Genomic DNA, 22,233 nt, shown 5'->3' with positions numbered 1-22,233 from the left:
TAAAGGGGTGAAGGGTTTTATTGATAACTGTATGATAATAAACTGTTAATATCTTGTGCTGCGTTAAAACCTGTTTGAATGGCTGTTTCAGTATATAAAGTACCTAAATAATCGCCAGCTAAATATAATCGATTGTCAGGTTTCGTAAGAATAGGTTGAATTTTAGCTCTTCCCGGGAAGATGTAAGCAGATCCTAATGGAAATTTTTGAACGTGAGCTTCAACAACTTTATCACTGAAACCTGGAAACATTTCATTTAAGTCATTCAAATAAATATCGATAATTTCTTCGTCTGTTTTGTCTAGTAATTTTTGTCCTCTTCCTGCGGGGGAAAATGTCATAAAGGTACTACCTTTAGTTCTATTTTTAGAAAGAGAATGTACAAGGTTAGAGCTATGAATTAATACATCAAATGATTTCTTTGGTGTTGCAAATGAGTATATATCATCCCAAACTTGTTTGCCTGTTTCATTTGTTAAAAATGCTGCGCTTACGTGTGGACCATATTTAATTTGATCTAATGCAGCGCCAACTTCAGGACTGATATTTTTTGCGATTTTTCTAGTGATAGGTGCTGGTGTAGCAAGTACGGCATACCGAGCTTGTATTTCATGTTCTTGTCCATCTTGAACATATTTAACAGTTACTGAATCGTGGTCTTGAATCACTTCTTGTACGTCAGTATTTAGTAGTACGTCGTCGCCAAGTGAACAAGCGATTGTATCTGTTAATGTAGAAGGACCTCCCATAATATTTCGTGATAAACCTTCATCTTTGTTCCAAATCATATGGAAGTATCCTACACCTGCACCTGCAGATATTTGTTCAGGATCGCCAGTTGATCGACTCACGGTCGGTCTGAAAATAGCATCGGCATCAAGCGGTAAATGACCTGTAAAGTCTGTAAAAGTTTTATGGTTCATAAAGTCTAAAATACGTTGTTGTTGAACACTTTTATCTTCTAGACTTTTTTGTTTCGCGATTTTTCCATAGCGTAGAACGGAAGCTCTTACTTTAGCACCAGCTCTAATTAATGCGAAACGGTCTTTCCATGACATATTGACACGGAAAGGATATGTTTCAACAGGTCCGCTTGTGAGTAATTTGCCATTTAAAGACATGGCTGTTAATTTACCTGGGACTGGCATAGAGGAAATGCCGACAGATTTAAATAATTCATCTGTCGCCGAACCAGTTCCTGCGTATACGTGACCGCCCCAGTTTAGCCAATATGAGCCTCTTCGTTCAGACATTACACGTCCACCAACTCTATTTGTTGATTCTAAAAGTAAAATATCATGATGTTTTAATCTCCAAGCGGCGGATAAACCCGCTAAACCTCCGCCTATAATAACGACATCTTTCATTTCCAACACCTTCTTATTATGAGTTTTGATAAAGTTCATTTAATTTTGATGCAATTTTTTCTTTGAATTCTGGTGAAGCAGACACTAATGGTGAGCGGCTAGGTCCACCAGGTAATCCGATTGCTTCTAGTCCTGCTTTTACAGTGCCTGGAATAACTTCTTCTTCTATTAAATTATATAAAGGGATGAGTTCTTTATTTAATTCAGCTGCTTCTTTTATGTTGTTTTCTTTCACGATCAAATCATAAAGTTTAACAATTTTATCTGGCACTAAATTATGGACGACACCAATTGCACCAACACCACCTGAAGCAAGTGTCGCTAGTATTAAATCTTCAAATCCTGTTAATAATGAGAAGCGGTCATTATCTTTTGTCAGATTTAATAATTTAGATGTATGTACACCGTCTGCTGTATTCTTAATACCAACTATTCCATCTAATTGACTGATTTCATGTATAAGTTCTGGAGATAGCTCGATACCTGTAGCATCTGGGTAATGGTAAATAACGATACCGATTTTGCTGTTTTCAGTGACAGCTTTGTAATGATTTAAGATACCTTCGTCACTCGTTGCCATATAATATGGATTAATGACTAAAGCACTTGATACGCCAGCTTCTTCAGCAAATTGAGTTAATTTAATTGTATCTTCAGTACTATGACAGCCTGTTCCAGCCATTACTGGAACACGTGCGTCGACTGTATCACATACGAATTGAATCACTTGTTGACGTTCTTCTAGTGACATTAAAGAATATTCACCAGTACTTCCGCCAACTAGAACACCATGAACACCGTTTTTGATAACATGTTCGATTAACTGAGCAAGGCCGTCATAATCGATGACGCCGCCTTCTTTCATTGGAGTAGGTAATGCAGGTATAACACCATATGGTTTAAACATAATAAGCACCTCTTTAATTTATTTTTGTTGCATATTCACGTAAACACTTTTAACTTCTGTATAATTACTTAATCCATATTCGCCGCCCATTTCTCGACCAATACCAGATTGTTTATAGCCACCAAATGGCATTGTTTCTAATTCCAATCCAACATCATTGATCCAAACAGTACCAGATTGGAGTTTGCCAGAAATGTAATGCGCTTTTCTAATATTTTCTGTCCATACACTTGCTGCTAATCCGTATTCGCTGTTATTCGCTTTTTCGATGGCTTCTTCAACTGTATCGAATATTAAGATAGACATAACTGGACCGAATATTTCTTCGCGAGCGATTGTCATATCATCCGTAACATCAGCAAATATCGTTGGTGGTACATAATATCCTCTATCAAATGATTGAATGCCGCCTGTTACAAGTGTTGCACCTTCATCAATACCAGATTGAATATATTGTTGAACGGTATTTTGTTGTTTTTGAGAAACAAGTGGCCCCATATCAGTATCACTATTTAAACCAGGACCGAGTTTAGTTTCTTCAGCAAGTTTCTTAACACCTGCTACAACTTTGTCGTAAACATTTCTTTGAACATATATTCTTGTACAAGCACTGCAATTCTGACCATGGTTATACATCGTACCGTTATAAGCGCCTGTAATAGCTTCTTCTAAATCTGCATCTTCTAAAATAATAGAAGGGGATTTACCACCAAGTTCTAACGTTACGTTTTTAACTTGATCGGCAGCTTGTTTCATAACATTCTTTCCGACTTCTGTAGAACCTGTAAATGCAATTTTGTCGACTTTTTCATGCTTGATTAATGCTTCACCAGCAATGCGACCACTACCTGGAACAACGTTTACAACACCATCTGGGAAACCTGCTTCTTTAAATAATTGAGCTACATAAAGTAATGAAAGTGGTGTTTCTGTAGCAGGTTTAATTACAACTGTACATCCTACTGCTAAAGCGGCACCTAATTTCCATGCCGCCATTAACAATGGGAAGTTCCATGGAATAATTTGTCCTGCAACACCAATTGGTTCGTGAAGTGTGTAGTTAACATAGTCAGGTGAAACTTGTGTTGTCTTACCAGAAATCTTAGTTGCAAAGCCTGCATAGTATTCAAATTGTTGTACAGTTCCGCCAACATCATCACTAAGTGCGATGTGATAAGGCTTACCGTTATCTAAAGATTCTAGTTGTGCAAGTTCTTCACGATTTTCTTCAACAAGTTGAGCAAACTTATAAATCAGCTGAGAACGTGTATGCGCTTCCAAATTTGTCCATGAACCATGATCAAAAGTCTCTCTCGCTGCATTGACAGCAATATCGATATCTTTTTCATTCGCTTCATGAACCGATGCTATTTTTTCTTCTGTAGCGGGGTTGATAACATCAAACGTTTTCCCTTCAGAAGATTGAACATACGATCCGTTAATATATAAACCTATGTCTTGTTCTAAAAATACTTTTACTTTCGGTTTTAAACTTTGTGTTGCCATATCAAAATAACCTCCTGTTTTTATATTTTGATTATTTAGAATCTTAACACTAGTTTGAAACAATGTAAACCCTTTCATTTAAAAAGGGAATTTTTATGTTCTAAAATGGTATAATATTACATTGTTGTGAAGGGTGAAATTGATTTAAGAAGTTATTATCGTTATGATGAAGATAAATAAAGTGGGTATGAGGTGATTTATGAGTATGGACAATCAACATACGATTAAACTGAAATTAATCGACATTAAAGATCAATTACCGAAAAAACAAAAAAAGTTATGTGATTATATTCTTAAAAATTTTCAATCACTAGGACTTGTTACAATAAAAGAGTTGTCTCAAGATGCAGATGTTGGGATTTCTACAGTCATGAGAACTTTGAAAGCAATCGGATATGAAAATTTTAATGATTTCAAAAAAGATATTTATGAAGAAGTAATGCCGTCAGAGTCAACATGGGTTATGCAAACATCACTGATGGATTCAGTAGAAAAGAATAAAACGCTCGTTGATGTATGGGATAAAAGTGTTGAATTATTAAATAAGTCTTACAACGAAGAGTTGGATGAATATTTCAAAGATGCTGTGAAACTTATGAAAGAAGCGGAAATGATTGGAATCATTGGGACGCGACCATATAAAGCAGCGTCATTATATTTAGAGCAGTTACTAGGGGAATTTACGAATCAAATTGCGCAATTAAGTCATGATACAGAAACCGTAATTGATAAAGTATTACAAATGGGCAATCGTGATTTAATCGTTATGTTCGCTTTTGAACCTTACTCTCAATTAGTGTCGAAAGTAGCAAAAATAGCTCATAATAATCAAGTGCCAATACTGTTAATAACAGATTATGATTCATGTCCAATCGTTCAGTATGCAAGCGAAACACTGAAATTAGCAGTAAGTAAAAATCACTTTTCAATATTGCCAATCATCGCATTGATAGACGCTATCGTTATCGAAATGGGTAAATATAAATCTGAGCAATCCGTCGACAAACTAAAACGATTAGAAAAAACACTAAAAGACTACGATATTATATAAAGAATGGTTATAGAGAAAGAGTGAGACATAATGTTCATGTCTCACTCTTTTCATTTTTGGTGATGATGGAGGCTGAACATTGCAAGTGAGGCGTGACAAGCAATGTTCAGGACCTCGTATTTATAAAGACTGGTGAAACAAGATAAATAGGCGCCTCGTATTTATCAAGACTGGTGAAACAAGATAAATAGGCGCCTCGTATGTTGCAAGACTCCTCAAACAAGCAACATAGCACCTCATACAGACCTACAAACTCACTACAGCCTCTATCTTTGTATAATCTTCATCTCTAAATTTTCAATATACTAGTATAACAAACAATGGTATCACGACTGAGCTGATTAAGGCTGTTAGAATCATGCCGATTGAACTGAAGGCTGCTGATTCGATATCAGTTTCTAATATTTTGGCTGTTCCAATAGCATGTGATGCATTGCCATAAGTGAGTCCTTTGGCAATGGATGTTTGGAATTTTGCTATTTTGATAAGATATGATCCCAACATACTTCCAATTAATCCTGTACCTATAATAAACAACACGGCTAAGCTATCTATTCCGCCAATTTGTTGTGATACTTGTACACCGACTGCTGCTGTTATAGATCTTGGCAACAATGATGCAATCATTTCTTTCGAATAACCGAATATATTTAAAATCGTAAACATTAAAATAATATTAATCGTTATCCCAACTAATACACTTGTGATAATGACTTTAAAATGTTGAACAATCATTTTTCTATATAAATAAAGTGGATATGCTAAACAGACAACTGTGCAATTTAAAAAGTCATAAATCCATTGACCCCCTACCATATAGTCGTTGTAATTATATCCAAACAACACAAGTACGCATATAATTGCAATGGATGAAACGAGTGCAGGATGTAGGATGGCAATCTTGAATTTTTTATGTATAAATAATGCAAATATGTACATGACAATTGTTAAAAGAATCATTAAAAGTCCTTTAATCATCATGATTGATCACCACTTTCTTCTATATGATTCCTTTTTAACATTTTCTCAGCTATGTATCCTGATGAGAGTGCAACAATGCATGTACTTGCGATGACTAATACAATTAAAAAGATAAATTGCGCGTTTATTTGGTTAACTAAATTCATAGCACCAACGATTGATGGAATGAAAAAGAAAATCATCGTACTTAATAATAAATTTGCACCGTCTTTAATCCACTCTTCTTTTATAATTTTAAATTGTAATAATAAGAAAAGTATCACAAGTCCGATAATACTACCTGCAATAGGTATGTTTAATGTTTCTTGTATCCAACTACCTAGTACGGTAATAAAATAAATCATACATATTTGGAGTATGATTTTTATGAATTTATAAATCATGACAACTCAATCCTTTTAACATTTTATGATGATATTTATTATAGAACTGATTTGGATATTTTGAAATGCTATCGGAAGGTCTTTTTATTTTTAAAAATTTACAATTAGTGGTTCAATAGACTTAACAATTAAAAGATTGGAGCGAATCATATGCCAAAATTAATTTTATGTCGACATGGGCAAAGTGAATGGAATGCGAAAAATTTATTTACAGGTTGGGCAGATGTAGAGTTATCAGAGCAAGGGTATAATGAAGCGAGAATCTCAGGTGAAAAATTATTAAAGCAAAATATCGAAATAGATGTTGTGTATACATCACTTTTAACAAGAGCAATTGAAACCACATATTTATTATTGAAGTATTCTCACCAACTTTGGATACCTGTTTACAAAACGTGGCGCTTAAATGAGCGTCACTATGGTGGTCTTCAAGGTAAAAATAAAGATCAAGCACGTGAAGAATATGGTGAAGAACAAGTTCATATATGGAGACGTTCTTATGATACAAGACCTCCAGAAGCGGATGAAAAGTTACGAGAAGAATACTTGAATGATAGAAGATATGAAATGTTAGATAGAAGAATCATGCCTGTTACAGAAAGTCTTAAAGATACATTGGATAGAGTTATTCCATATTGGATAGATCATATTTCAACAAGTTTATTAAACCATCAAACGACTTTAGTTTCTGCACATGGTAATTCTTTAAGAGCACTTATTAAGTATTTAGAAGATATTCCAGACGATGAAATTTCAAACTTAGAAATCAAAACAGGCGCACCCTTGATATATGAATTAGATGAATCATTAAAAGTGATAGACAAGTATTATGTATAGGTTTTAGCACATGATAAAAGTAAAATAAAAGTTTAATTTAACTTAAAGCTTTACTTTCAATCATTTATAGCGTATAGTGGGTAGCAAGTGATATTTCGAGATTAAATTAATTGGTAGTTTTATTCATAGTTAATAAAGTCCATTTAAGTTTGAAGATTGATTATTGCAAATATACGTGCAAAAGCACAATAGGAGGACTTTTATTATGAATAAAGGTACAGTAAAATGGTTTAACGCAGAAAAAGGTTACGGATTTATCGAAGGAGAAAATGGTAACGACGTATTCGTACATTTCTCATCTATCCAAACTGAAGGTTACAAATCATTAGACGAAGGTGCTTCAGTTACTTTCGATATCGAAGAAGGACAACGTGGACCTCAAGCAGTTAACGTTATCAAAAACTAATATTTAACCATTAGTTAAACACTTCATAACTTTGTTATGAAGTGTTTTTTTGTATATCTTAAAATTGGTGAACAATTCTGAATATAATCATTCGCTTTATCGGCTGTGAAATGGTTAAATAAGTATAACAACATATAGGAGGTAAACGTTATGACAAAAATCCAACATTTAACAGTAGGAAGCAAAGACGCAAACATAACAATAGAAGCATTTATTAATTTTGCATGCCCATATTGTTTAAATTATTTTGCAGCAGCTGACGAAGTTTTAGAACCTTATATTAATGAGAATAAAGTACAATATATCGTCAAGCATTTTGATAAGACGAAACAAAGACTGCTCAAAGGAACTGTTGCGAATATTTATTTGGATTACTATGACCCCGAAGAAAGTTTTAAAATAGTAAGACACCTATATGAAACACAAGACGAATGGACATTGAATTTTGAAACGATAGAAAGAAAAATGGAACATGAATTAGGATTATCACCACAAAAAAATGCAGACGATCGATCCTTAGCCATTATGCAAGAAACATTTGAAAGAGGGATTAAAGGCGTGCCAACCGTTTTTATAAATGATGAAAAATTTGAATTTAATCCTGTAGAAGATGATAAAGAGACGATACAAGAAAAATTAAGAAATGCATTAGAAGGTATATGATGAAGTGGTGAGAACGCACGAAGACTGAGAGATTTCGTGCGCAAAGGTACGAAATCAAGGTGTAACGCACGAAGACTGAGAGATATAGTGCGCAAAGGTACAAAATCAGGGTGTAACGCACGAAGACTGCAAGATATAGTGCGCAAAGGTACGAAATCAAGGTGTAACGCACGAAGACTGCAAGATATAGTGCGCAAAGCTACAAAATCAGGGTGTAACGCACGAAGACTTCTGACCTAAAACCTTTGTATAGTATGCTATAAAAACCATACTATACAGAGGTTTTTTTATATTTACAGAAAATTATAAGTTGACTGAATTATTCGAAAGATATAAAATTGAAGATATTTTTAATTTTAGAGAGAAGGTATATCGTGTCAAATCAGTCATATAAACGTGATATGAAACAACGACATATTATGTTATTAAGTTTTGGTGGTGTAATTGGGACAGGGTTATTTTTAAGTTCTGGTTATACATTGCAACAAGCGGGTCCATTAGGTACGATGTTATCTTATGTGGTTGGTGCTATTCTCGTGTATCTCGTTATGCTATGTCTCGGACAATTAGCGATTGAACATCCGGTGACAGGTGGATTTCATGTATATGCTTCAAAATATATACATCCTTCAATAGGATATATAGTCGCTTGGTTTTATTGGTTAACATGGACAGTAGCACTTGGTTCTGAATTTACGGCAGTGGGTATTTTAATGCAGAAGTGGCTACCGGATGTACCTGTATACATATTTTCAAGTATTGCGATTATACTTGTCTTAGCTTTTAATATTGTATCTACGAAATTCTACGCTGAAGTTGAATTTTATTTTTCTTTAGTGAAAGTCTTAGCTATCATACTGTTTATTTGTTTAGGTGCCCTCACTTTATTCGGGCTTATTTACTACAATGGTTATAGCGGTCTAGATACAATTAAATCACGATATACGAATCCAACATTTCCAAATGGTTTAGGCGCCGTATTCTTAACGATGTTAGCTGTTAATTATGCATTTAGTGGTACTGAACTGATAGGTATTGCAGCAGGTGAAACGAAAAATCCTAAAAAAGTAATTCCGAAAGCAATTAATGCAACGTTATGGCGATTAATCATTTTCTTCATTGGAACGATGGTTATTATTTCTATTCTCATACCGAGTTATCAAGGGAAATCATTAGAAAGTCCATTTGTTGTTATCTTTCAAAATATGGGTATCCCGTATGCTGGTGATATTATGAATTTAGTCATTATTACCGCATTATTATCAGCGGCCAATTCAGGGTTATATGCAGCTAGTCGAATGGTTTGGAGTCTTTCAAATGAAGGCATGTTCCCTAAATATTTTAAGAAACTAAACAAACATCAAATGCCGATACGCGCTACTATTTTTAGTATGTGTGGTGGTTTACTGGCATTATTCTCAAGTATTTATACTGCGGATACATTATATATCGTACTTGTTTCTATAGCAGGTTTAGCTGTCGTAATAGTATGGATGAGTATTTGTTTATCTTATTTCAATGCGAAACGAGCAAATAAACATTTGAAAATTCATCAAAGTGTACCAATCATTGGCTTTATACTTTGTTTAGTGTCATGTATTGGTATGATTTTTGATCCGAACCAATCACCAGCATTATATTTCGGTATTCCGTTTGCGATTATTGCGATTGTATTTTATTTTGTAAAATATCATAAAAAGGACGGTCAGATCATTGAGACTTCTGAATAAAATTAAACAAGAACGCACTTTAGTATTAGATGGTGGATTAGCCACAACATTAGAAGGTTATGGATGTGATTTGAATTCGTCATTATGGTCTAGTGAAGTAATCATTCATGAACCTAATAAAGTGAAACAAGCGCATCAAGCATTTACAGATGCAGGTGCTGATATTGTATTAACAAGTACTTATCAAGCAAGCTTTGCTACATTTGAATCTATTGGTATGCAAACGTCAGAAATAAAACATTTATTTGATGTTGCTGTCGAACAAATAAAAGCATCTGTGACAGATGAACAAGTTATAGTAGGCAGTTTAGGCCCATACGGCGCATATTTAAGTGATGGCTCAGAATATACTGGAGCATATGAAGTATCTATAGAAGATTATATCGACTTTCATCAAGCACGTATTCAAGCACTTATTGATAGAGGTATATATGATTTTGTATTTGAAACTGTGCCTAACTTTAATGAAATTAAATCAATCGTTGAACATATCATTCCTCAATATTCAGATGACATCACATTCTGGATATCATGTACCGTAAGTGATGAAGGTAATCTATCCGATGGTACTGAATTTGAGACAGTGTGCCAATATATTAAAGGCTATGAAGAGCGACTACCTGTATTTGGCGTGAATTGTTCAAAGATTGAAAGTGTTGATAAAGCAATTAAAAAGGGATTAACAGCATTACCACAAGTCATTGCTGTTTATCCGAATGGTGGTAAGACATTTGATCCAGTAGAAAAAGTTTGGGTAGGTCAAGGAGATCATGCATTGCTTGCTCAAAAGTCTAAAGAGTGGATACCGCAAGGCGTTCAAATAGTAGGTGGATGTTGTGAAACAACGCCACAAGATATTCAACACATACATCAAGCTATTAAATAAAGTGTATAATTTCTCTATTTGAGTAATGATGAGGCATCTTGAGATGTCTCATCATTTTTGTATGTGTGACTCTCTAAAGTACTGCTGTTATAGGGATTATAAGATTTTTGAATAATAATCATTTTTTTATGAAAGCCCTTTACTTGATAATTTTTAAAATACAATAGTAAAATGTTTTATAAGAGGTATTTATCTCTTATTAGGTTTATAATTTAGGAGGTATGAAGGATGGTAGTAGAATTTCACAATGAACCAGCAACAGATTTTACAAATCAAGAGAATCAACAAGCGTTTAAAGATGCATTAATAAAAGTTAAATCTGAATTTGGGAAAGAAATTCCTCTAGTAATTAATGGTGAGAAGATTTATACAGATGATAAGTTTGAATCTGTAGATCCAGCAAACCACCAACAAGTACTAGGTACAATTTCAAAAGCTTCTAAAGAACAAATTGACCAAGCGATGGAAGCGGCTAAAGAAGCCTATAAGACTTGGAGAAAATGGTCTCATAAAGAAAGAGCCGAATTATTAATTAGAGTTTCTGCAATCATTCGCAGAAGAAAACATGAACTTTCTGCATTAATGGTTTATGAAGCAGGTAAGCCATGGAATGAAGCAGATGGAGATACAAATGAAGGTATTGATTTTATTGAATATTATGCGCGTTCTATGATGGAATTGGCTAATGGTAAGCCAGTCTTTGATAGAGAAGGGGAGCATAACCAATATATTTATAAACCAATGGGTCCTGGTGTTACAATTCCACCTTGGAACTTCCCATTTGCAATTATGACAGGTACGACAGTTGCACCTATTATTGCAGGTAATACAGTATTACTTAAACCAGCAGAAGATACACCATTAATTGCATATAAATTAATGGAAATTTTAGAAGAAGCAGGTCTTCCAAAAGGCGTTGTAAACTTTGTACCAGGTGATCCGAAAGAAATCGGTGATTACTTAGTCGATCATAAAGATACGCACTTTGTAACATTTACAGGTTCAAGAGCAACAGGTACACGTATCTTTGAAAGAGCAGCTAAAGTTCAAGAAGGCCAAAACTTCTTAAAACGTGTTATCGCTGAAATGGGCGGTAAAGATGCAATTATAGTTGATGAAAATACAGATACTGATTTAGCAGCTAAAGCAATTGTAGATTCTGCATTTGGCTTTTCTGGTCAAAAATGTTCTGCATGTTCAAGAGCAATCGTGCACAAAGATGTTTATGATGAAGTTCTAGAAAAATCAATCGCATTAACAAAAGAACTTTCAATTGATCACACAGAAGGCGGTTCTGATGTATACATGGGACCAGTTATTAATAAAAAACAATTTGATAAAATTAAAAATTATATCGAAATTGGTAGTAAAGAAGGTAAGCTAGAAGTTGGCGGTAAGACTGATGACAGTAAAGGTTATTTCGTACATCCAACAATCATTTCTGGACTTAAATCAAGTGATCAAATTATGCAAGAAGAAATTTTCGGACCAGTTGTTGGCTTCACTAAAGGCGATAACTTTGAAGAATTATTAGAAATTGCTAATGACACAGATTACGGATTAACAGGTGCAGTCATTACAAATAATCGTGAACATTGGAGACAAGCATGTGAAGATTATGACGTAGGTAACTTATACTTGAACAGAGGTTGTACATCAGCAGTAGTAGGTTATCATCCATTCGGAGGCTTCAAAATGTCAGGAACAGATGCTAAGACAGGTAGCCCAGACTATATGCTAAACTTCTTAGAACAAAAAATCTTATCAGAACAATTCTAGTATAGATTAAGAGAACCTGAGGCACACGATGTGCCTCAGGTTCTTTCTTTTTGATGCGTATTTTGATTTGTTAGGGACAGAATTCCGAGAAATGTCCGTAAGAGGAGCAGTTAGGGACAGAATTTCGAGAAATGTCTCTAAGAGGTGTCGTTAGGGACAGAATTCCGAGAAATGTCCGTAAGAGATGTCGTTAGGGATAGAATTTCGAGAAGTGTCTCTAAATGAGCGCTCATCTATCAACCAGAATTCAGAATAATGGAAGTTACATCCCAGCACAGATCTCAATACACATCCCAAATCTTCTCCAGCAAATCTCATTTATGCCAAGATTTCTTCTGCTAGTAATTGATATGATTTTTTCTTAGCTTCGAAATCATAAATATTTGTTATAATCATAAATTCGTTAGTTTGATATTCTTCTGCTAGTTGATTAAGTTGCTTTCTTACTGTTTGTGGTGAACCTATAATACTTCTTTTTCGATTCGTCTTAATGAGTTCTAATTCTTCTTCTGTATAATCGTCTATATTGATTTCTTCTGGTGGTTGAACTTTTGTTCCTAATCCTTTACCTACGTTTAATAACCATTTGTCTTGTGAAATGGCTAATTGTTCTGCTGCTTCGTCTGTCTCTGCGCATACTACAAAAATACAAACAATGGCTGTTGGTTCTTTCATATTAACGGATGGTATAAAGTCTTCATAATAGCGCTTTATTGCGATTTCTTTATATTTAGGATTAATAAAGTGACCGAATACAAATCCAATTCCTAGTTGTGCTGCGTTTCTAGCACCATTTTCAGTTAAACCTAATAACCACATACTTGGTGGATTGTCTATGCGTGGTCCTGCTTTAACGAGTCTAAATTTATGATCTCTAGGTAACGAGTTATGCAAGAATCCTTGTAAGTCAGATGCTTGTCTGTAAAAGTCTTCAATGGGTTTAATATGATCATCAGTTAAAGCTTTTTGTGTAATTGGAGAACCACCTGGTGAATTACCAAATCCTAAGTCGATACGGTTAGGAAATAATGCAGATAAAGTCTTACCGTTCTCTGCAATTTTATAAGGGTTATATTGTGGTAATAATATGCCACCAGAGCCAACTCGAATATGTTTAGTTGAAGCTGCAATTTGAGTCATCAAGATTTCTGGTGATGAACTTGCAAGACCACTCGTATTGTGGTGTTCAGCAACCCAATATCTGTGATAACCTAACGACTCAGTCCATTGTGCTAATGCGATAGTATTTTGTAATGTTTCTTCAGGCGTACTTCCTTTAGAAATGGGTGCTTGATCTAATACACTTAATTTCACGTTATAACGCTCCTTATAATTGACGTTTGTATTTTAATGAAATGTAGTTTTCATTTTCTGGTAGAGTATACATTGGTTTTTCATATTGGTATTTAAATTCTTTGGCTTCATAAAAAGGAATTCCCATATGGTTTCCTTTACTTACTGAAACCCATTGTTCTGTGGCACCTCTTCTTATTTGATCTTCTGTAATAATATTTAATAAACACGAACCGATGCCTTCTCGTTTACGCGTTGGATCCAAGTATAGGACATATAATTCAGAGATATGTGGTTCTCTAAAACCGCCGCCACCAGCGCCAACAATTTGTCCATTATCTTCAGCAACAAACCATCCATTCCAATATTGATCAATATGCGTTATTTCGTTAGAAACCCGTTGTTCATTATAAAATTCTTTAATAATTTGTGTGATGTATTTTTCAGGTAGTATATCTTTATATGTCACATGATATCCATCAGAACAAACTTTTATAATACCTTGTACATCATTAATTGTGGCCATTCTATACTCCATATGTATCACCTTCATAATTTATTTAATTCTAGTATATCTTATCTTTAAAAATTTTAAGCATTTTTGCTTATGTGTCTGGTTATTTTTTAGAAAATGTATATAATTGATAATGTATATCAATTAGAAAGTGGGAAGCATAATTTGAAAAAGCTTATTATAGGATTGTTAAGTTGTATTTTACTTCTAAGTGCATGCTCAAATAGTTCAAATGATACGAAAAAGTCAGAATCGAATGAAACAAAAGATTACAAACTAGAGAACGGGAAAACGATTCAAGTTCCAAAAAAACCTAAGAAAATTGCTGTCTTAACAGCTTTTTATGTAGGGGATTTTATTGAATTAGGTATTAAGCCAATTGCTGTTCCGGATTGGGCAAAGGAATCATCTATTATTAAACCACATTTAGATGGTGTAGAATTCGTTGGTGATGGGAATGTTGAGCAAGTAGCGAAACAGAAACCGGATTTAATTATTGCGGATTCAATGGATAAAAATCTTAAAAAATATCAAAAAATTGCACCGACTGTTCCTTATACTTATACAAAGTATAACCATAAAGAAATTTTAACAGAGTTAGGGAAGTTAACTGGTAAAGAAGATAAAGCTAAAGATTGGATCGACAAGTGGAATAAAGAAACAGCTAAAGATAAAAACGAGATTCAAAGTAAAGTTGGCGATTCAACTGCATCAGTATTTGAACCAGACTCCAAAGAAATCTTTATATATGAAAGCACGTGGGGACGTGGATTAGACATTGTACATGATGCATTTGGTATGCCAATGACTAAAGAATATGAAGCTAAAGTTAAAAAAGGCGGAAAAGGTTATGAATCTATTTCTAAAGAAGAAATATCAGATTATGCCGGAGACTATATCTTCTTAAGTAAACCATCATACGGTAACTTTGATTTTGAAAAAACAGCAACTTGGAAAAACTTAGACGCTGTAAAAAATGACAGAGTTATTACGTATAAAGCAGAAGATTATTGGTTTACAGATCCACTTACATTAGAACAACTTAGAGTAAAACTTAAAAAAGAAATTCTTAAAAAAGCTGAATAATATAACGGGATTCCAGTATAGATGAACCTTCAAATTAATCTATACTGGAATTTTTTTGAAGGTTGAAATAAATATTAATTAAATGTAAAGTGGATGTGAAAAAATAAAAAGGGGATGAAAGTATGAAAAAATTAATTGCAAGTTCAGCTTTAGTTGTATTATTAGGGGGTGTAACAGGTGTTTCAAATGCTGATCATGTATTAGCTAATCAAACAGCAACTAAAGAAGTTAAGAAAGATAAAGTTACTAAAAAGGATTTAGCAGAACAAAATGTAATGAGTGTTGCATGGTATCAAACGTCAGCTGAAGCAAAAGCATTATATCTACAAGGTTATAATACTGCTCAAGATAAATTAGATGAAAAATTAAAGCACCATAAAGGTAAAAAGAAACCTGCTATCGTATTAGATTTAGATGAAACAGTTCTAGATAATTCACCTTATCAAGCATACGCATCGCTCAAACATAAGACTTTCCCTGAAGGTTGGCATGAATGGATTGCAGCAGGAAAAGCAAAGCCAGTATATGGGGCTAAAGAATTTTTACAATATGCTGATAAAAAAGGGGTAGAAATTTTCTATGTGTCAGATAGAGACCAAAAAGAAGATTTTAAAGGTACTTTGAAAAATATGAAAGACCTTGATATGCCACAATCAGATAAACATCATATACTACTAAAAGGTGAAAATGAAAAAGGTAAAGAAGAAAGAAGAGCCAAAGTACGTAAAAATCACGATTTAGTTATGTTATTTGGGGACAACATACTTGATTTTGATGATCCAAAAGAAAGTACATTAAAATCAAGAACTGAATTTGTTAAGAAACATAAAAAAGACTTTGGAGAAAAATATATTATATTACCAAATCCAATGTACGGTAGTTGGGAAGCAACACTTTATAATGGGAATTATGAGCAAAGCCCAGAAGACATTAATAAATTAAGAAAAAAAGAACTCACATATTATAATCCAGAAACAAATAAATTAGAAAAAGAAAGTAAGAAATAATAACTATAAAAATTGCCTGTTATAACCGAATTGAAGAGGTTATAACAGGCAATTTTTCTCATTTATGTTCACAGAATATGGACCAGATAATGTTGTTGTTTTACATGCAATAGACGATATTATGTTTACAGAAGAATACCAAGTTAAGTATTAGAAAGCAAACCATGAAATGATTGATCATTGCCTAATTTTGTAGGAGTGTAAGTATGAAATATCGCAGACTTTGAAACAAGTAATGGTGTCATTCGCGTGTAAGAAAATCATAAAGGTATCTATATAAGAGAAAGAATACCAAAAGCAGTTGCACATTACTTCAGAAAATGTTGAAATAACATACTAGAATTTGGTTATAAGAAAAATAAGCTTTTAAGAATAGAGTACTAGATACAGAATTCTGACTTTAAATGAATATACACTAAGCGTCTTATTCGTTATTAATCACTAGCGGGTAAGGCGTTTTTATTACACTCTATTAAAACGCTTACATTTTTTCCGTTTTCAATAAGAATATAAAAATACTAACAATTGTCAAAGTATAAATTTACAATATTAATTAAGGGAGATGTTAAAAATGTTAAAAAGTCGGCCGATAAATATTTTGAATGTTTTTCTTAATAGTAAAGAAAGTGTTTCTGCTAAGGAACTCAGTATTATGTTCAACAAAACAGAAAGAACGATTCGAAATGATTTACGAGATATTAATGAATTTCTGAATACTTATGAATTTTTGGAAATTAATAATCAAAGTGGTTCGTTTATTTTAAATTTAACTAACTCGGAAAGGGTTAAGTTAAAAGAGATTGTTTCTGGGAGGATTGAAGAGCAAACTTATAATCCTGTATATCGTAGGGCATATATCTTGAGTCATGCTTTAATGAATCATTCTCACAAGAAGATTTATGAGTTATGTGAAGACTTACAGATTTCTAAAAGTACGATGGACAAAGATATGAAATTACTTCGCCAAGCGTTAGATAAGTATAATTTGAAGATTGTTTCTAATGTTTCAACTGGTTTATCTATTGATGGAAACGAAATCGATATTCGTACTTTTTTATATGATTATCTCGTAAGAAGAATAACTGAAGATAAAGTGGTTATTGACGATTTGTATGATCAATATAACCCTTTAGTTGCTTACATTGGTTTGAACCATATCAATAAAATTAGAGACAACTATTCTAAAGTTATTGCGATAGAACAAAATGATATTAAATTATCCGTGATTATTTTAACAGCTATTTGGATTTGTAGAGTTCAGAACGGTCATATATTAGATACTGAAAAAGATGATAAACAGAAAGAACTCAGCATTATCAATATATTTGTAGACGAAGTAATGGATTGGAATTTTCAAGAAGTGAGTTTAGGTGAGTTTAATTATATTTACAATAGGCTGGATGTACTCATAGGTAATAAGAAGCAAGTGTCAGATGATAAACATGACGCATTGTCTCAGCTTGTCAGTCTTAAGTTGATAGAATATGTCGAACATGAATTGTCGATTGATTTTAATGGTTATCAAAGTTATTTATTTGAAGGTTTGAACAAACATATATCCGGCTTAATTAGTCGGTTACAACAAGGGATTCAAATCTATAATCCACTAAAAGAAAATATTAAAAATAGTCATTACAAGTTCTTTAAAACCATTAAAAAATATTCTATGAACCGCTTGAATCGTTATATTGATTTAGATTTTACAGAAGATGAAATAGCCTTTATTACTGTTTACTTTTCAACGGCATATTTTAAATATGTACAGCAAAATAAACATTTCTTTAATGCTGTTATTGTCTGTAGCTTTGGTATTGCAACGAGTAATTTATTAGCTGAAATTTTAAAGTCGCACTTTAACGTAAATATCATAAGAATATTAGCATCAAATGAAGAAGATTTTATAGAAAATGATGATGTCGATATTGTGTTTACGACAATTGATACTGAATTTAATAAACCGACTTGTTACGTTAATGCCATTGTGAATGAAACAGATATAAAGAAAATAGAAGGATTTTTAGAACAACATGCTTATTTATCTAGAAATAACGAAAAGGTAAAAAGAAATGAAGTTTCCTTATTCAGAGATATATCTATTTGGTTAGAGAATAAAGGAATGAAATTAAATGAAACAGATTATAAAGATATGAAACATTTATTCGAAACAAACAATTTTAATTTCAATGATAAAGAGGTGCAGCCTATGTTAAATGAAGTATTGGAAGATCATCACGTACTATTAAACGAAACTTGTACAGATTGGAAAAATGCAATCAAAAAAGTTTCTAATCCACTTTTAGAAGATGGCATTATCACATCACAATATCAAAATGCGATGATTCAATCAGTTGAAGAATATGGTCCATATATCGTAATAGGTAAGCACATTGCTTTAGCACATGCCAGACCAGAAGAAGGCGCTAATGAACTTGGTGTTAGTATTGCGACACTTAATCCAAATATAGAATTTGGAAATGAAATCAATGATCCAGTAAAAATTATATTTTGCTTATCCGCTACAGATTCATTTTCACATTTAAATATTATGAAAAGTATTGTTTCACTTGTAAGAAATGAAGAAAAAGTCAATCGCTTATTAAGCTTTGATGATAAAAGTCAATTTATCGATTATTTATTAAAGGAGGAAATATCATGAGTAAATTAAATATATTATTCGTTTGTGGAGCAGGTTTAGGAAGTAGCTTTGCGTGTCAAATGGCAGCTGAGGATGTGTTGAACAAGTTAGGTGTTGAAGCAGATTTAGATCATGACACAATCTCATCAGCAGTATCTAGAAATGCTGAAATTATCATTACAGGAGAAAACTTTAAATCACAATTTAATAACTTTTCAATAGATGAAAATACAACTTCTATTGTGTATTTAAAAAATATTGTCTCAACTGAAGAAATTGAAGAAAAGCTTTCACCAGTATTAAAAGAAAAAGGGATCATTTAATAAGGAAGTGATGCTATGCAAATTATAAACTTTATTATACAAAATATTTTGACACAAGCAGCAATAATTGTCGCTTTAATTGCAATGTTAGGTTTGATATTACAAAAGAAAACGCCCGGTCAAATTATATCGGGTTCATTTAAAACATTGCTCGGATTTCAAGTATTAACTGCAGGTTCAGCTATTATTGTAGGAAGTTTAACCTATTTCGGGAAAATATTTTCACAAGGTTTTAATATGGAGGGCATTGTTCCTTCAATTGAAGCAATTAATGGTCAAGCAATGGGTGATTTAGGACTCGGAAGAGAAATTGCTTTTACATTTTTAGCAATTTTTATTTTTAACATTTTGATCGCAAGATTTACACCATGGAAATATATTTTTCTAACTGGTCAAGCATTATTATGGATGGCAACAATGACGACGATTGGTGGATATTTTGCAGGTTTAAGAGGTCTTTCACTCGTTATTATTGGCGGTTTAATTGGTGGTATATTCGCGACAATGATGCCAGCTATTGCACAACCATTTGTAAGAAAAATCGTGGGTGGCGATCATATTGCTTTAGGTCATTTTTGTACGCTTGGCTATGTATTTGAAGCAGGTGTAGGCTACGTATTCGGCAAAAGAGGAGAAAATAGAAAATCAGTAGAAGATTTAAAGCTACCTAAGAACTTTGAATTTTTACAAGACACATATTTATCTTTAATGGTCGTTATGGCACCACTTTTTTTAGTAACTGTATTATTTGCAGGAGAAGACTTCTCATCTAAATTATCAGGTGATACAAACTATATTATGTATGCATTTTTACAATCTATTCAGTTTGTAGTTGGTGTCTATGTACTATTAGCAGGTGTGAGATTACTATTAGGCGAAATTGTTCCAGCATTTAAAGGTATTGCAATGAAATTAGTACCTGATGCAAAGCCCGCCTTAGACTGTCCAGTACTATTTCCTTTCTCACCAAACGCTGTAATTATTGGATTTATTACAACGACTATCGGTACAGTTATTGCAATGTTCTTATTCCCAACTATCGGATTAGCAATGATTATACCTGGTATACTGACAAACTTTTTCGCAGGTGGTACGGCAGGTATATTTGGTAATTTAACAGGTGGTTTAAGAGGTGCCATTATTGGCGGTATCGCACACGGGCTGTTTATTACATTATTACCGGCACTATTAATAACCGTCTTAAGTAATATGGGATTTGTTAATGCAACCGCTACAGATGTTGATACAGTTGCAGCAGCATTATTCTATGCATGGATTATTGGACCATTAATGAAAGCATTCTAAAGGAGCGAATATTATGTATATTAATTTGAAAGAAGCAACAGCAAAAGCAGAAGGTCTAAATTGTACAATTGGTGCTTTTAATGCACATAATCTAGAAATGTTACCAAGTATGATTGAAGCAGCAAAAGAAGCAGGCAGTCCAATCATTATTCAAACAAGTGTGGATACTGCTAAATATATTGGATATAAGACTTTAGTAACCGTTACTAAAAGCATCGCAAATTCAGAAATGGTAGATGTTGTACTCCACTTAGATCATGCGAAAGACTTTAATGATATAAAAGAAGCGATTGATGCAGGATATTCATCTGTCATGTTTGATGGTTCATCATTACCATTAAAAGAAAATATCATGAAAACAAAAGCAGTTGTAGGTTATGCACATCAACATGGAACATCTGTTGAAGGTGAGCTCGGTATTATTGGTGGTACAGAAGAAGGTATTACAATAGATGGTTCTGAAGTAAGATACACAGATCCAGAAGATGCAAAGTATTTTGCAGAATCAACAGGGGTAGATGCGTTAGCTGTTGCAATTGGTACGAATCATGGGCAATTTAAATCAAAGACAAATGTCAATATTCCATTGTTAGCTGAGATTAATGCAATCGTAGACACACCGTTAGTCGTACATGGTGGTACAGGTGTTAAAGAAGAAGATGTTCCTGAACTCATTGATAATGGTATAAGAAAGTTTAATGTGGGTACAGAATTACTTGTTACTTGGACAGAAACGGCCAAAAAATATTTTGGAGAAACGAAGGTCAATAAGTCTTTAAGACATAATATAATTCCTTGTAATGAAGCGGTGAAAAATATCGTTGCGCATAAAATAAATCTCTTTATGAATAAAGAACGTGTTAAAGTATGAAAGAAAAACAAAAGTCTATATTAATATTGGCCGGTCCACCAGGTACAGGAAAGACTTACTTAGCAAATCAAATTATGAAAGCAAATGATAATTGGCACATCTTGTCTTATGACGATATTAAAGAAAGTTATTTTGATAAATATGGATTTAATAATTTGTCTGAGAAAGCAACACTTGGTGACAAAGCTTGGAAAACATTCTATATTCAATTAGATGATTTGTTTCAACACTCTAAGAAAGTCATCATTGATTATCCTTTTAGTTATAAACAAGAAGACATGTTAACAAGTATGATAAATCAATATCAATACAAGCCTAAGACATTAATTTTGTACGGAGAGATGCATGAGCTTTATAAGAGGCAGAAAGAAAGAGATCTTGATAACGCCAGGCATGTAGGACATATTGTTACATGTTATAAAGATGGTGATTTTCCGAATACACCAGATGATTTAGATGATTTCGAACAATTTAAATCTAGGTGCGAAGATAGACAGTATGACCATTTCCATATCGGAAATTATAAGAAAATAAATGTTACGCACTTTGAAAATGTTAATGTAAATGAAATATTATCATGGATAAATCATAATATAGAAAATTAAAGTAATTTAAGGAACAAAGTATATAGAAATGTTCGTGACGAGCCTCGTTCTAACAACTACAATTCGTAATAGTGAAAGTTAGCGAGTTCTAAGTTAAA

21 protein-coding genes are annotated in these 22,233 nt (G+C 33.1%); 14 read left to right on the top strand and 7 right to left on the bottom strand.

Translation table 11 applies throughout. The annotated features are described in order from the left end of the window. Positions 1–17: 17 nt before the first annotated feature. Genes ACJTHF_RS05550 through ACJTHF_RS05540 form a run of 3 tightly spaced genes read right to left on the bottom strand, consistent with a single transcriptional unit; the run spans position 18 to position 3,780 of the window. The gene (locus tag ACJTHF_RS05550; protein ID WP_084756652.1) at positions 18–1,367 is read right to left on the bottom strand and encodes a protoporphyrinogen/coproporphyrinogen oxidase; all 1,350 of its coding nucleotides are present in this window, start codon (positions 1,365–1,367) and stop codon (positions 18–20) included. A 16-nt stretch (positions 1,368–1,383) separates the two neighbouring features. After that, complete coding sequence (gene dapA, locus ACJTHF_RS05545) at positions 1,384–2,274, bottom strand: 4-hydroxy-tetrahydrodipicolinate synthase (RefSeq protein ID WP_078355170.1); 891 nt, start codon at positions 2,272–2,274, stop codon at positions 1,384–1,386. 18 nt (positions 2,275–2,292) lie between these two features. Next, positions 2,293–3,780 (bottom strand): aldehyde dehydrogenase family protein, encoded by a 1,488-nt coding sequence (locus ACJTHF_RS05540; RefSeq protein ID WP_107603317.1) that lies wholly within the window; start codon positions 3,778–3,780, stop codon positions 2,293–2,295. 205 nt (positions 3,781–3,985) lie between these two features. Between ACJTHF_RS05540 and ACJTHF_RS05535 the strand changes: the two genes are divergently transcribed. Further along, positions 3,986–4,831 (top strand): MurR/RpiR family transcriptional regulator, encoded by an 846-nt coding sequence (locus ACJTHF_RS05535; protein WP_232156844.1) that lies wholly within the window; start codon positions 3,986–3,988, stop codon positions 4,829–4,831. A gap of 297 nt (positions 4,832–5,128) precedes the next feature. Here ACJTHF_RS05535 and ACJTHF_RS05530 read toward each other — a convergent pair whose 3' ends face one another. Then, the gene (locus tag ACJTHF_RS05530) at positions 5,129–5,812 is read right to left on the bottom strand and encodes an LrgB family protein (RefSeq protein WP_058592230.1); all 684 of its coding nucleotides are present in this window, start codon (positions 5,810–5,812) and stop codon (positions 5,129–5,131) included. Beyond that, on the bottom strand, positions 5,809–6,195 hold the full coding sequence (locus ACJTHF_RS05525; RefSeq protein ID WP_058592229.1) for a CidA/LrgA family protein: 387 nt from the start codon (positions 6,193–6,195) through the stop codon (positions 5,809–5,811). The genes ACJTHF_RS05530 and ACJTHF_RS05525 overlap by 4 nt, the downstream gene beginning before the upstream one ends. 150 nt (positions 6,196–6,345) lie before the next feature. Here ACJTHF_RS05525 and ACJTHF_RS05520 point away from each other — a divergent pair, with 150 nt between their 5' ends. From ACJTHF_RS05520 to pruA, 6 genes are all read left to right on the top strand, one after another. After that, positions 6,346–7,032: a 2,3-diphosphoglycerate-dependent phosphoglycerate mutase gene (locus ACJTHF_RS05520; protein ID WP_058592228.1), complete on the top strand. Its 687-nt coding sequence runs from the start codon at positions 6,346–6,348 to the stop codon at positions 7,030–7,032. Between the two features lie 205 nt (positions 7,033–7,237). Further along, positions 7,238–7,438, top strand: coding sequence for a cold-shock protein (locus tag ACJTHF_RS05515; protein ID WP_025905033.1), 201 nt, complete (start codon positions 7,238–7,240; stop codon positions 7,436–7,438). A 150-nt stretch (positions 7,439–7,588) separates the two neighbouring features. Continuing rightward, complete coding sequence (locus ACJTHF_RS05510; RefSeq protein WP_058592227.1) at positions 7,589–8,101, top strand: thioredoxin domain-containing protein; 513 nt, start codon at positions 7,589–7,591, stop codon at positions 8,099–8,101. A gap of 401 nt (positions 8,102–8,502) precedes the next feature. Beyond that, complete coding sequence (locus tag ACJTHF_RS05505) at positions 8,503–9,831, top strand: amino acid permease (protein WP_269669226.1); 1,329 nt, start codon at positions 8,503–8,505, stop codon at positions 9,829–9,831. After that, the gene (gene mmuM / locus ACJTHF_RS05500; protein ID WP_107616853.1) at positions 9,815–10,717 is read left to right on the top strand and encodes a homocysteine S-methyltransferase; all 903 of its coding nucleotides are present in this window, start codon (positions 9,815–9,817) and stop codon (positions 10,715–10,717) included. Before ACJTHF_RS05505 ends, mmuM begins: the two co-directional genes overlap by 17 nt. 228 nt (positions 10,718–10,945) lie before the next feature. Further along, entirely contained in the window at positions 10,946–12,496 is a 1,551-nt protein-coding gene (pruA, locus tag ACJTHF_RS05495) for an L-glutamate gamma-semialdehyde dehydrogenase (RefSeq protein ID WP_107616852.1), read from the top strand. Positions 12,497–12,814: 318 nt separating this feature from the next. On the opposite strand, the gene ACJTHF_RS05490 is transcribed toward pruA, so the two are convergent. Both ACJTHF_RS05490 and ACJTHF_RS05485 read right to left on the bottom strand, forming a co-directional pair. Then, on the bottom strand, positions 12,815–13,810 hold the full coding sequence (locus ACJTHF_RS05490) for an LLM class flavin-dependent oxidoreductase (RefSeq protein ID WP_058592224.1): 996 nt from the start codon (positions 13,808–13,810) through the stop codon (positions 12,815–12,817). Positions 13,811–13,823: 13 nt separating this feature from the next. Further along, complete coding sequence (locus tag ACJTHF_RS05485) at positions 13,824–14,315, bottom strand: GNAT family N-acetyltransferase (RefSeq protein WP_078355163.1); 492 nt, start codon at positions 14,313–14,315, stop codon at positions 13,824–13,826. Between the two features lie 105 nt (positions 14,316–14,420). On the opposite strand from ACJTHF_RS05485, the gene ACJTHF_RS05480 reads away from it, so the two are divergent. From ACJTHF_RS05480 to ACJTHF_RS05450, 7 genes are all read left to right on the top strand, one after another. Beyond that, positions 14,421–15,389: an ABC transporter substrate-binding protein gene (locus ACJTHF_RS05480; RefSeq protein WP_078355162.1), complete on the top strand. Its 969-nt coding sequence runs from the start codon at positions 14,421–14,423 to the stop codon at positions 15,387–15,389. Positions 15,390–15,511: 122 nt separating this feature from the next. Next, positions 15,512–16,396 carry a 5'-nucleotidase, lipoprotein e(P4) family gene (locus tag ACJTHF_RS05475; RefSeq protein ID WP_058592221.1) on the top strand — a complete coding sequence of 295 codons (885 nt, stop codon included), beginning with the start codon at positions 15,512–15,514 and terminating at the stop codon, positions 16,394–16,396. A gap of 571 nt (positions 16,397–16,967) precedes the next feature. Beyond that, positions 16,968–19,052, top strand: coding sequence for a BglG family transcription antiterminator (locus ACJTHF_RS05470; RefSeq protein ID WP_232156840.1), 2,085 nt, complete (start codon positions 16,968–16,970; stop codon positions 19,050–19,052). Beyond that, complete coding sequence (locus tag ACJTHF_RS05465) at positions 19,049–19,354, top strand: PTS sugar transporter subunit IIB (protein WP_048540009.1); 306 nt, start codon at positions 19,049–19,051, stop codon at positions 19,352–19,354. The genes ACJTHF_RS05470 and ACJTHF_RS05465 overlap by 4 nt, the downstream gene beginning before the upstream one ends. A gap of 15 nt (positions 19,355–19,369) precedes the next feature. After that, positions 19,370–20,659: a PTS sugar transporter subunit IIC gene (locus tag ACJTHF_RS05460; RefSeq protein WP_232156839.1), complete on the top strand. Its 1,290-nt coding sequence runs from the start codon at positions 19,370–19,372 to the stop codon at positions 20,657–20,659. A gap of 13 nt (positions 20,660–20,672) precedes the next feature. Next, positions 20,673–21,530 (top strand): class II fructose-bisphosphate aldolase, encoded by an 858-nt coding sequence (locus tag ACJTHF_RS05455; RefSeq protein WP_232156834.1) that lies wholly within the window; start codon positions 20,673–20,675, stop codon positions 21,528–21,530. Continuing rightward, positions 21,527–22,135 (top strand): AAA family ATPase, encoded by a 609-nt coding sequence (locus tag ACJTHF_RS05450; protein WP_084756660.1) that lies wholly within the window; start codon positions 21,527–21,529, stop codon positions 22,133–22,135. The genes ACJTHF_RS05455 and ACJTHF_RS05450 overlap by 4 nt, the downstream gene beginning before the upstream one ends. Positions 22,136–22,233: the final 98 nt, after the last annotated feature.

It is taken from the genome of Mammaliicoccus sp. RAM2, assembly GCF_045897195.1.
GTDB lineage: Bacteria > Bacillota > Bacilli > Staphylococcales > Staphylococcaceae > Mammaliicoccus > Mammaliicoccus sciuri.
Note: the sequence above shows the minus strand (reverse complement) of the source record. Positions and strands in the feature narration are given on the sequence as shown.

What these genes read in the sequence shown, in the direction of transcription:
- ACJTHF_RS05540 (WP_107603317.1), bottom strand. Translation starts at nt 3,780, where the DNA reads ATGGCAACACAAAGTTTAAAACCGAAAGTAAAAGTATTTTTAGAACAA.
- dapA (WP_078355170.1), bottom strand. Translation starts at nt 2,274, where the DNA reads ATGTTTAAACCATATGGTGTTATACCTGCATTACCTACTCCAATGAAA.
- ACJTHF_RS05535 (WP_232156844.1), top strand. Translation starts at nt 3,986, where the DNA reads ATGGACAATCAACATACGATTAAACTGAAATTAATCGACATTAAAGAT.
- pruA (WP_107616852.1), top strand. Translation starts at nt 10,946, where the DNA reads ATGGTAGTAGAATTTCACAATGAACCAGCAACAGATTTTACAAATCAA.
- ACJTHF_RS05525 (WP_058592229.1), bottom strand. Translation starts at nt 6,195, where the DNA reads ATGATTTATAAATTCATAAAAATCATACTCCAAATATGTATGATTTAT.
- ACJTHF_RS05450 (WP_084756660.1), top strand. Translation starts at nt 21,527, where the DNA reads ATGAAAGAAAAACAAAAGTCTATATTAATATTGGCCGGTCCACCAGGT.
- ACJTHF_RS05515 (WP_025905033.1), top strand. Translation starts at nt 7,238, where the DNA reads ATGAATAAAGGTACAGTAAAATGGTTTAACGCAGAAAAAGGTTACGGA.
- ACJTHF_RS05480 (WP_078355162.1), top strand. Translation starts at nt 14,421, where the DNA reads ATGTATATAATTGATAATGTATATCAATTAGAAAGTGGGAAGCATAAT.
- ACJTHF_RS05530 (WP_058592230.1), bottom strand. Translation starts at nt 5,812, where the DNA reads ATGATGATTAAAGGACTTTTAATGATTCTTTTAACAATTGTCATGTAC.
- ACJTHF_RS05520 (WP_058592228.1), top strand. Translation starts at nt 6,346, where the DNA reads ATGCCAAAATTAATTTTATGTCGACATGGGCAAAGTGAATGGAATGCG.
- ACJTHF_RS05510 (WP_058592227.1), top strand. Translation starts at nt 7,589, where the DNA reads ATGACAAAAATCCAACATTTAACAGTAGGAAGCAAAGACGCAAACATA.
- ACJTHF_RS05455 (WP_232156834.1), top strand. Translation starts at nt 20,673, where the DNA reads ATGTATATTAATTTGAAAGAAGCAACAGCAAAAGCAGAAGGTCTAAAT.
- ACJTHF_RS05470 (WP_232156840.1), top strand. Translation starts at nt 16,968, where the DNA reads ATGTTAAAAAGTCGGCCGATAAATATTTTGAATGTTTTTCTTAATAGT.
- ACJTHF_RS05460 (WP_232156839.1), top strand. Translation starts at nt 19,370, where the DNA reads ATGCAAATTATAAACTTTATTATACAAAATATTTTGACACAAGCAGCA.
- ACJTHF_RS05550 (WP_084756652.1), bottom strand. Translation starts at nt 1,367, where the DNA reads ATGAAAGATGTCGTTATTATAGGCGGAGGTTTAGCGGGTTTATCCGCC.
- ACJTHF_RS05475 (WP_058592221.1), top strand. Translation starts at nt 15,512, where the DNA reads ATGAAAAAATTAATTGCAAGTTCAGCTTTAGTTGTATTATTAGGGGGT.
- ACJTHF_RS05485 (WP_078355163.1), bottom strand. Translation starts at nt 14,315, where the DNA reads ATGGCCACAATTAATGATGTACAAGGTATTATAAAAGTTTGTTCTGAT.
- ACJTHF_RS05465 (WP_048540009.1), top strand. Translation starts at nt 19,049, where the DNA reads ATGAGTAAATTAAATATATTATTCGTTTGTGGAGCAGGTTTAGGAAGT.
- ACJTHF_RS05505 (WP_269669226.1), top strand. Translation starts at nt 8,503, where the DNA reads ATGAAACAACGACATATTATGTTATTAAGTTTTGGTGGTGTAATTGGG.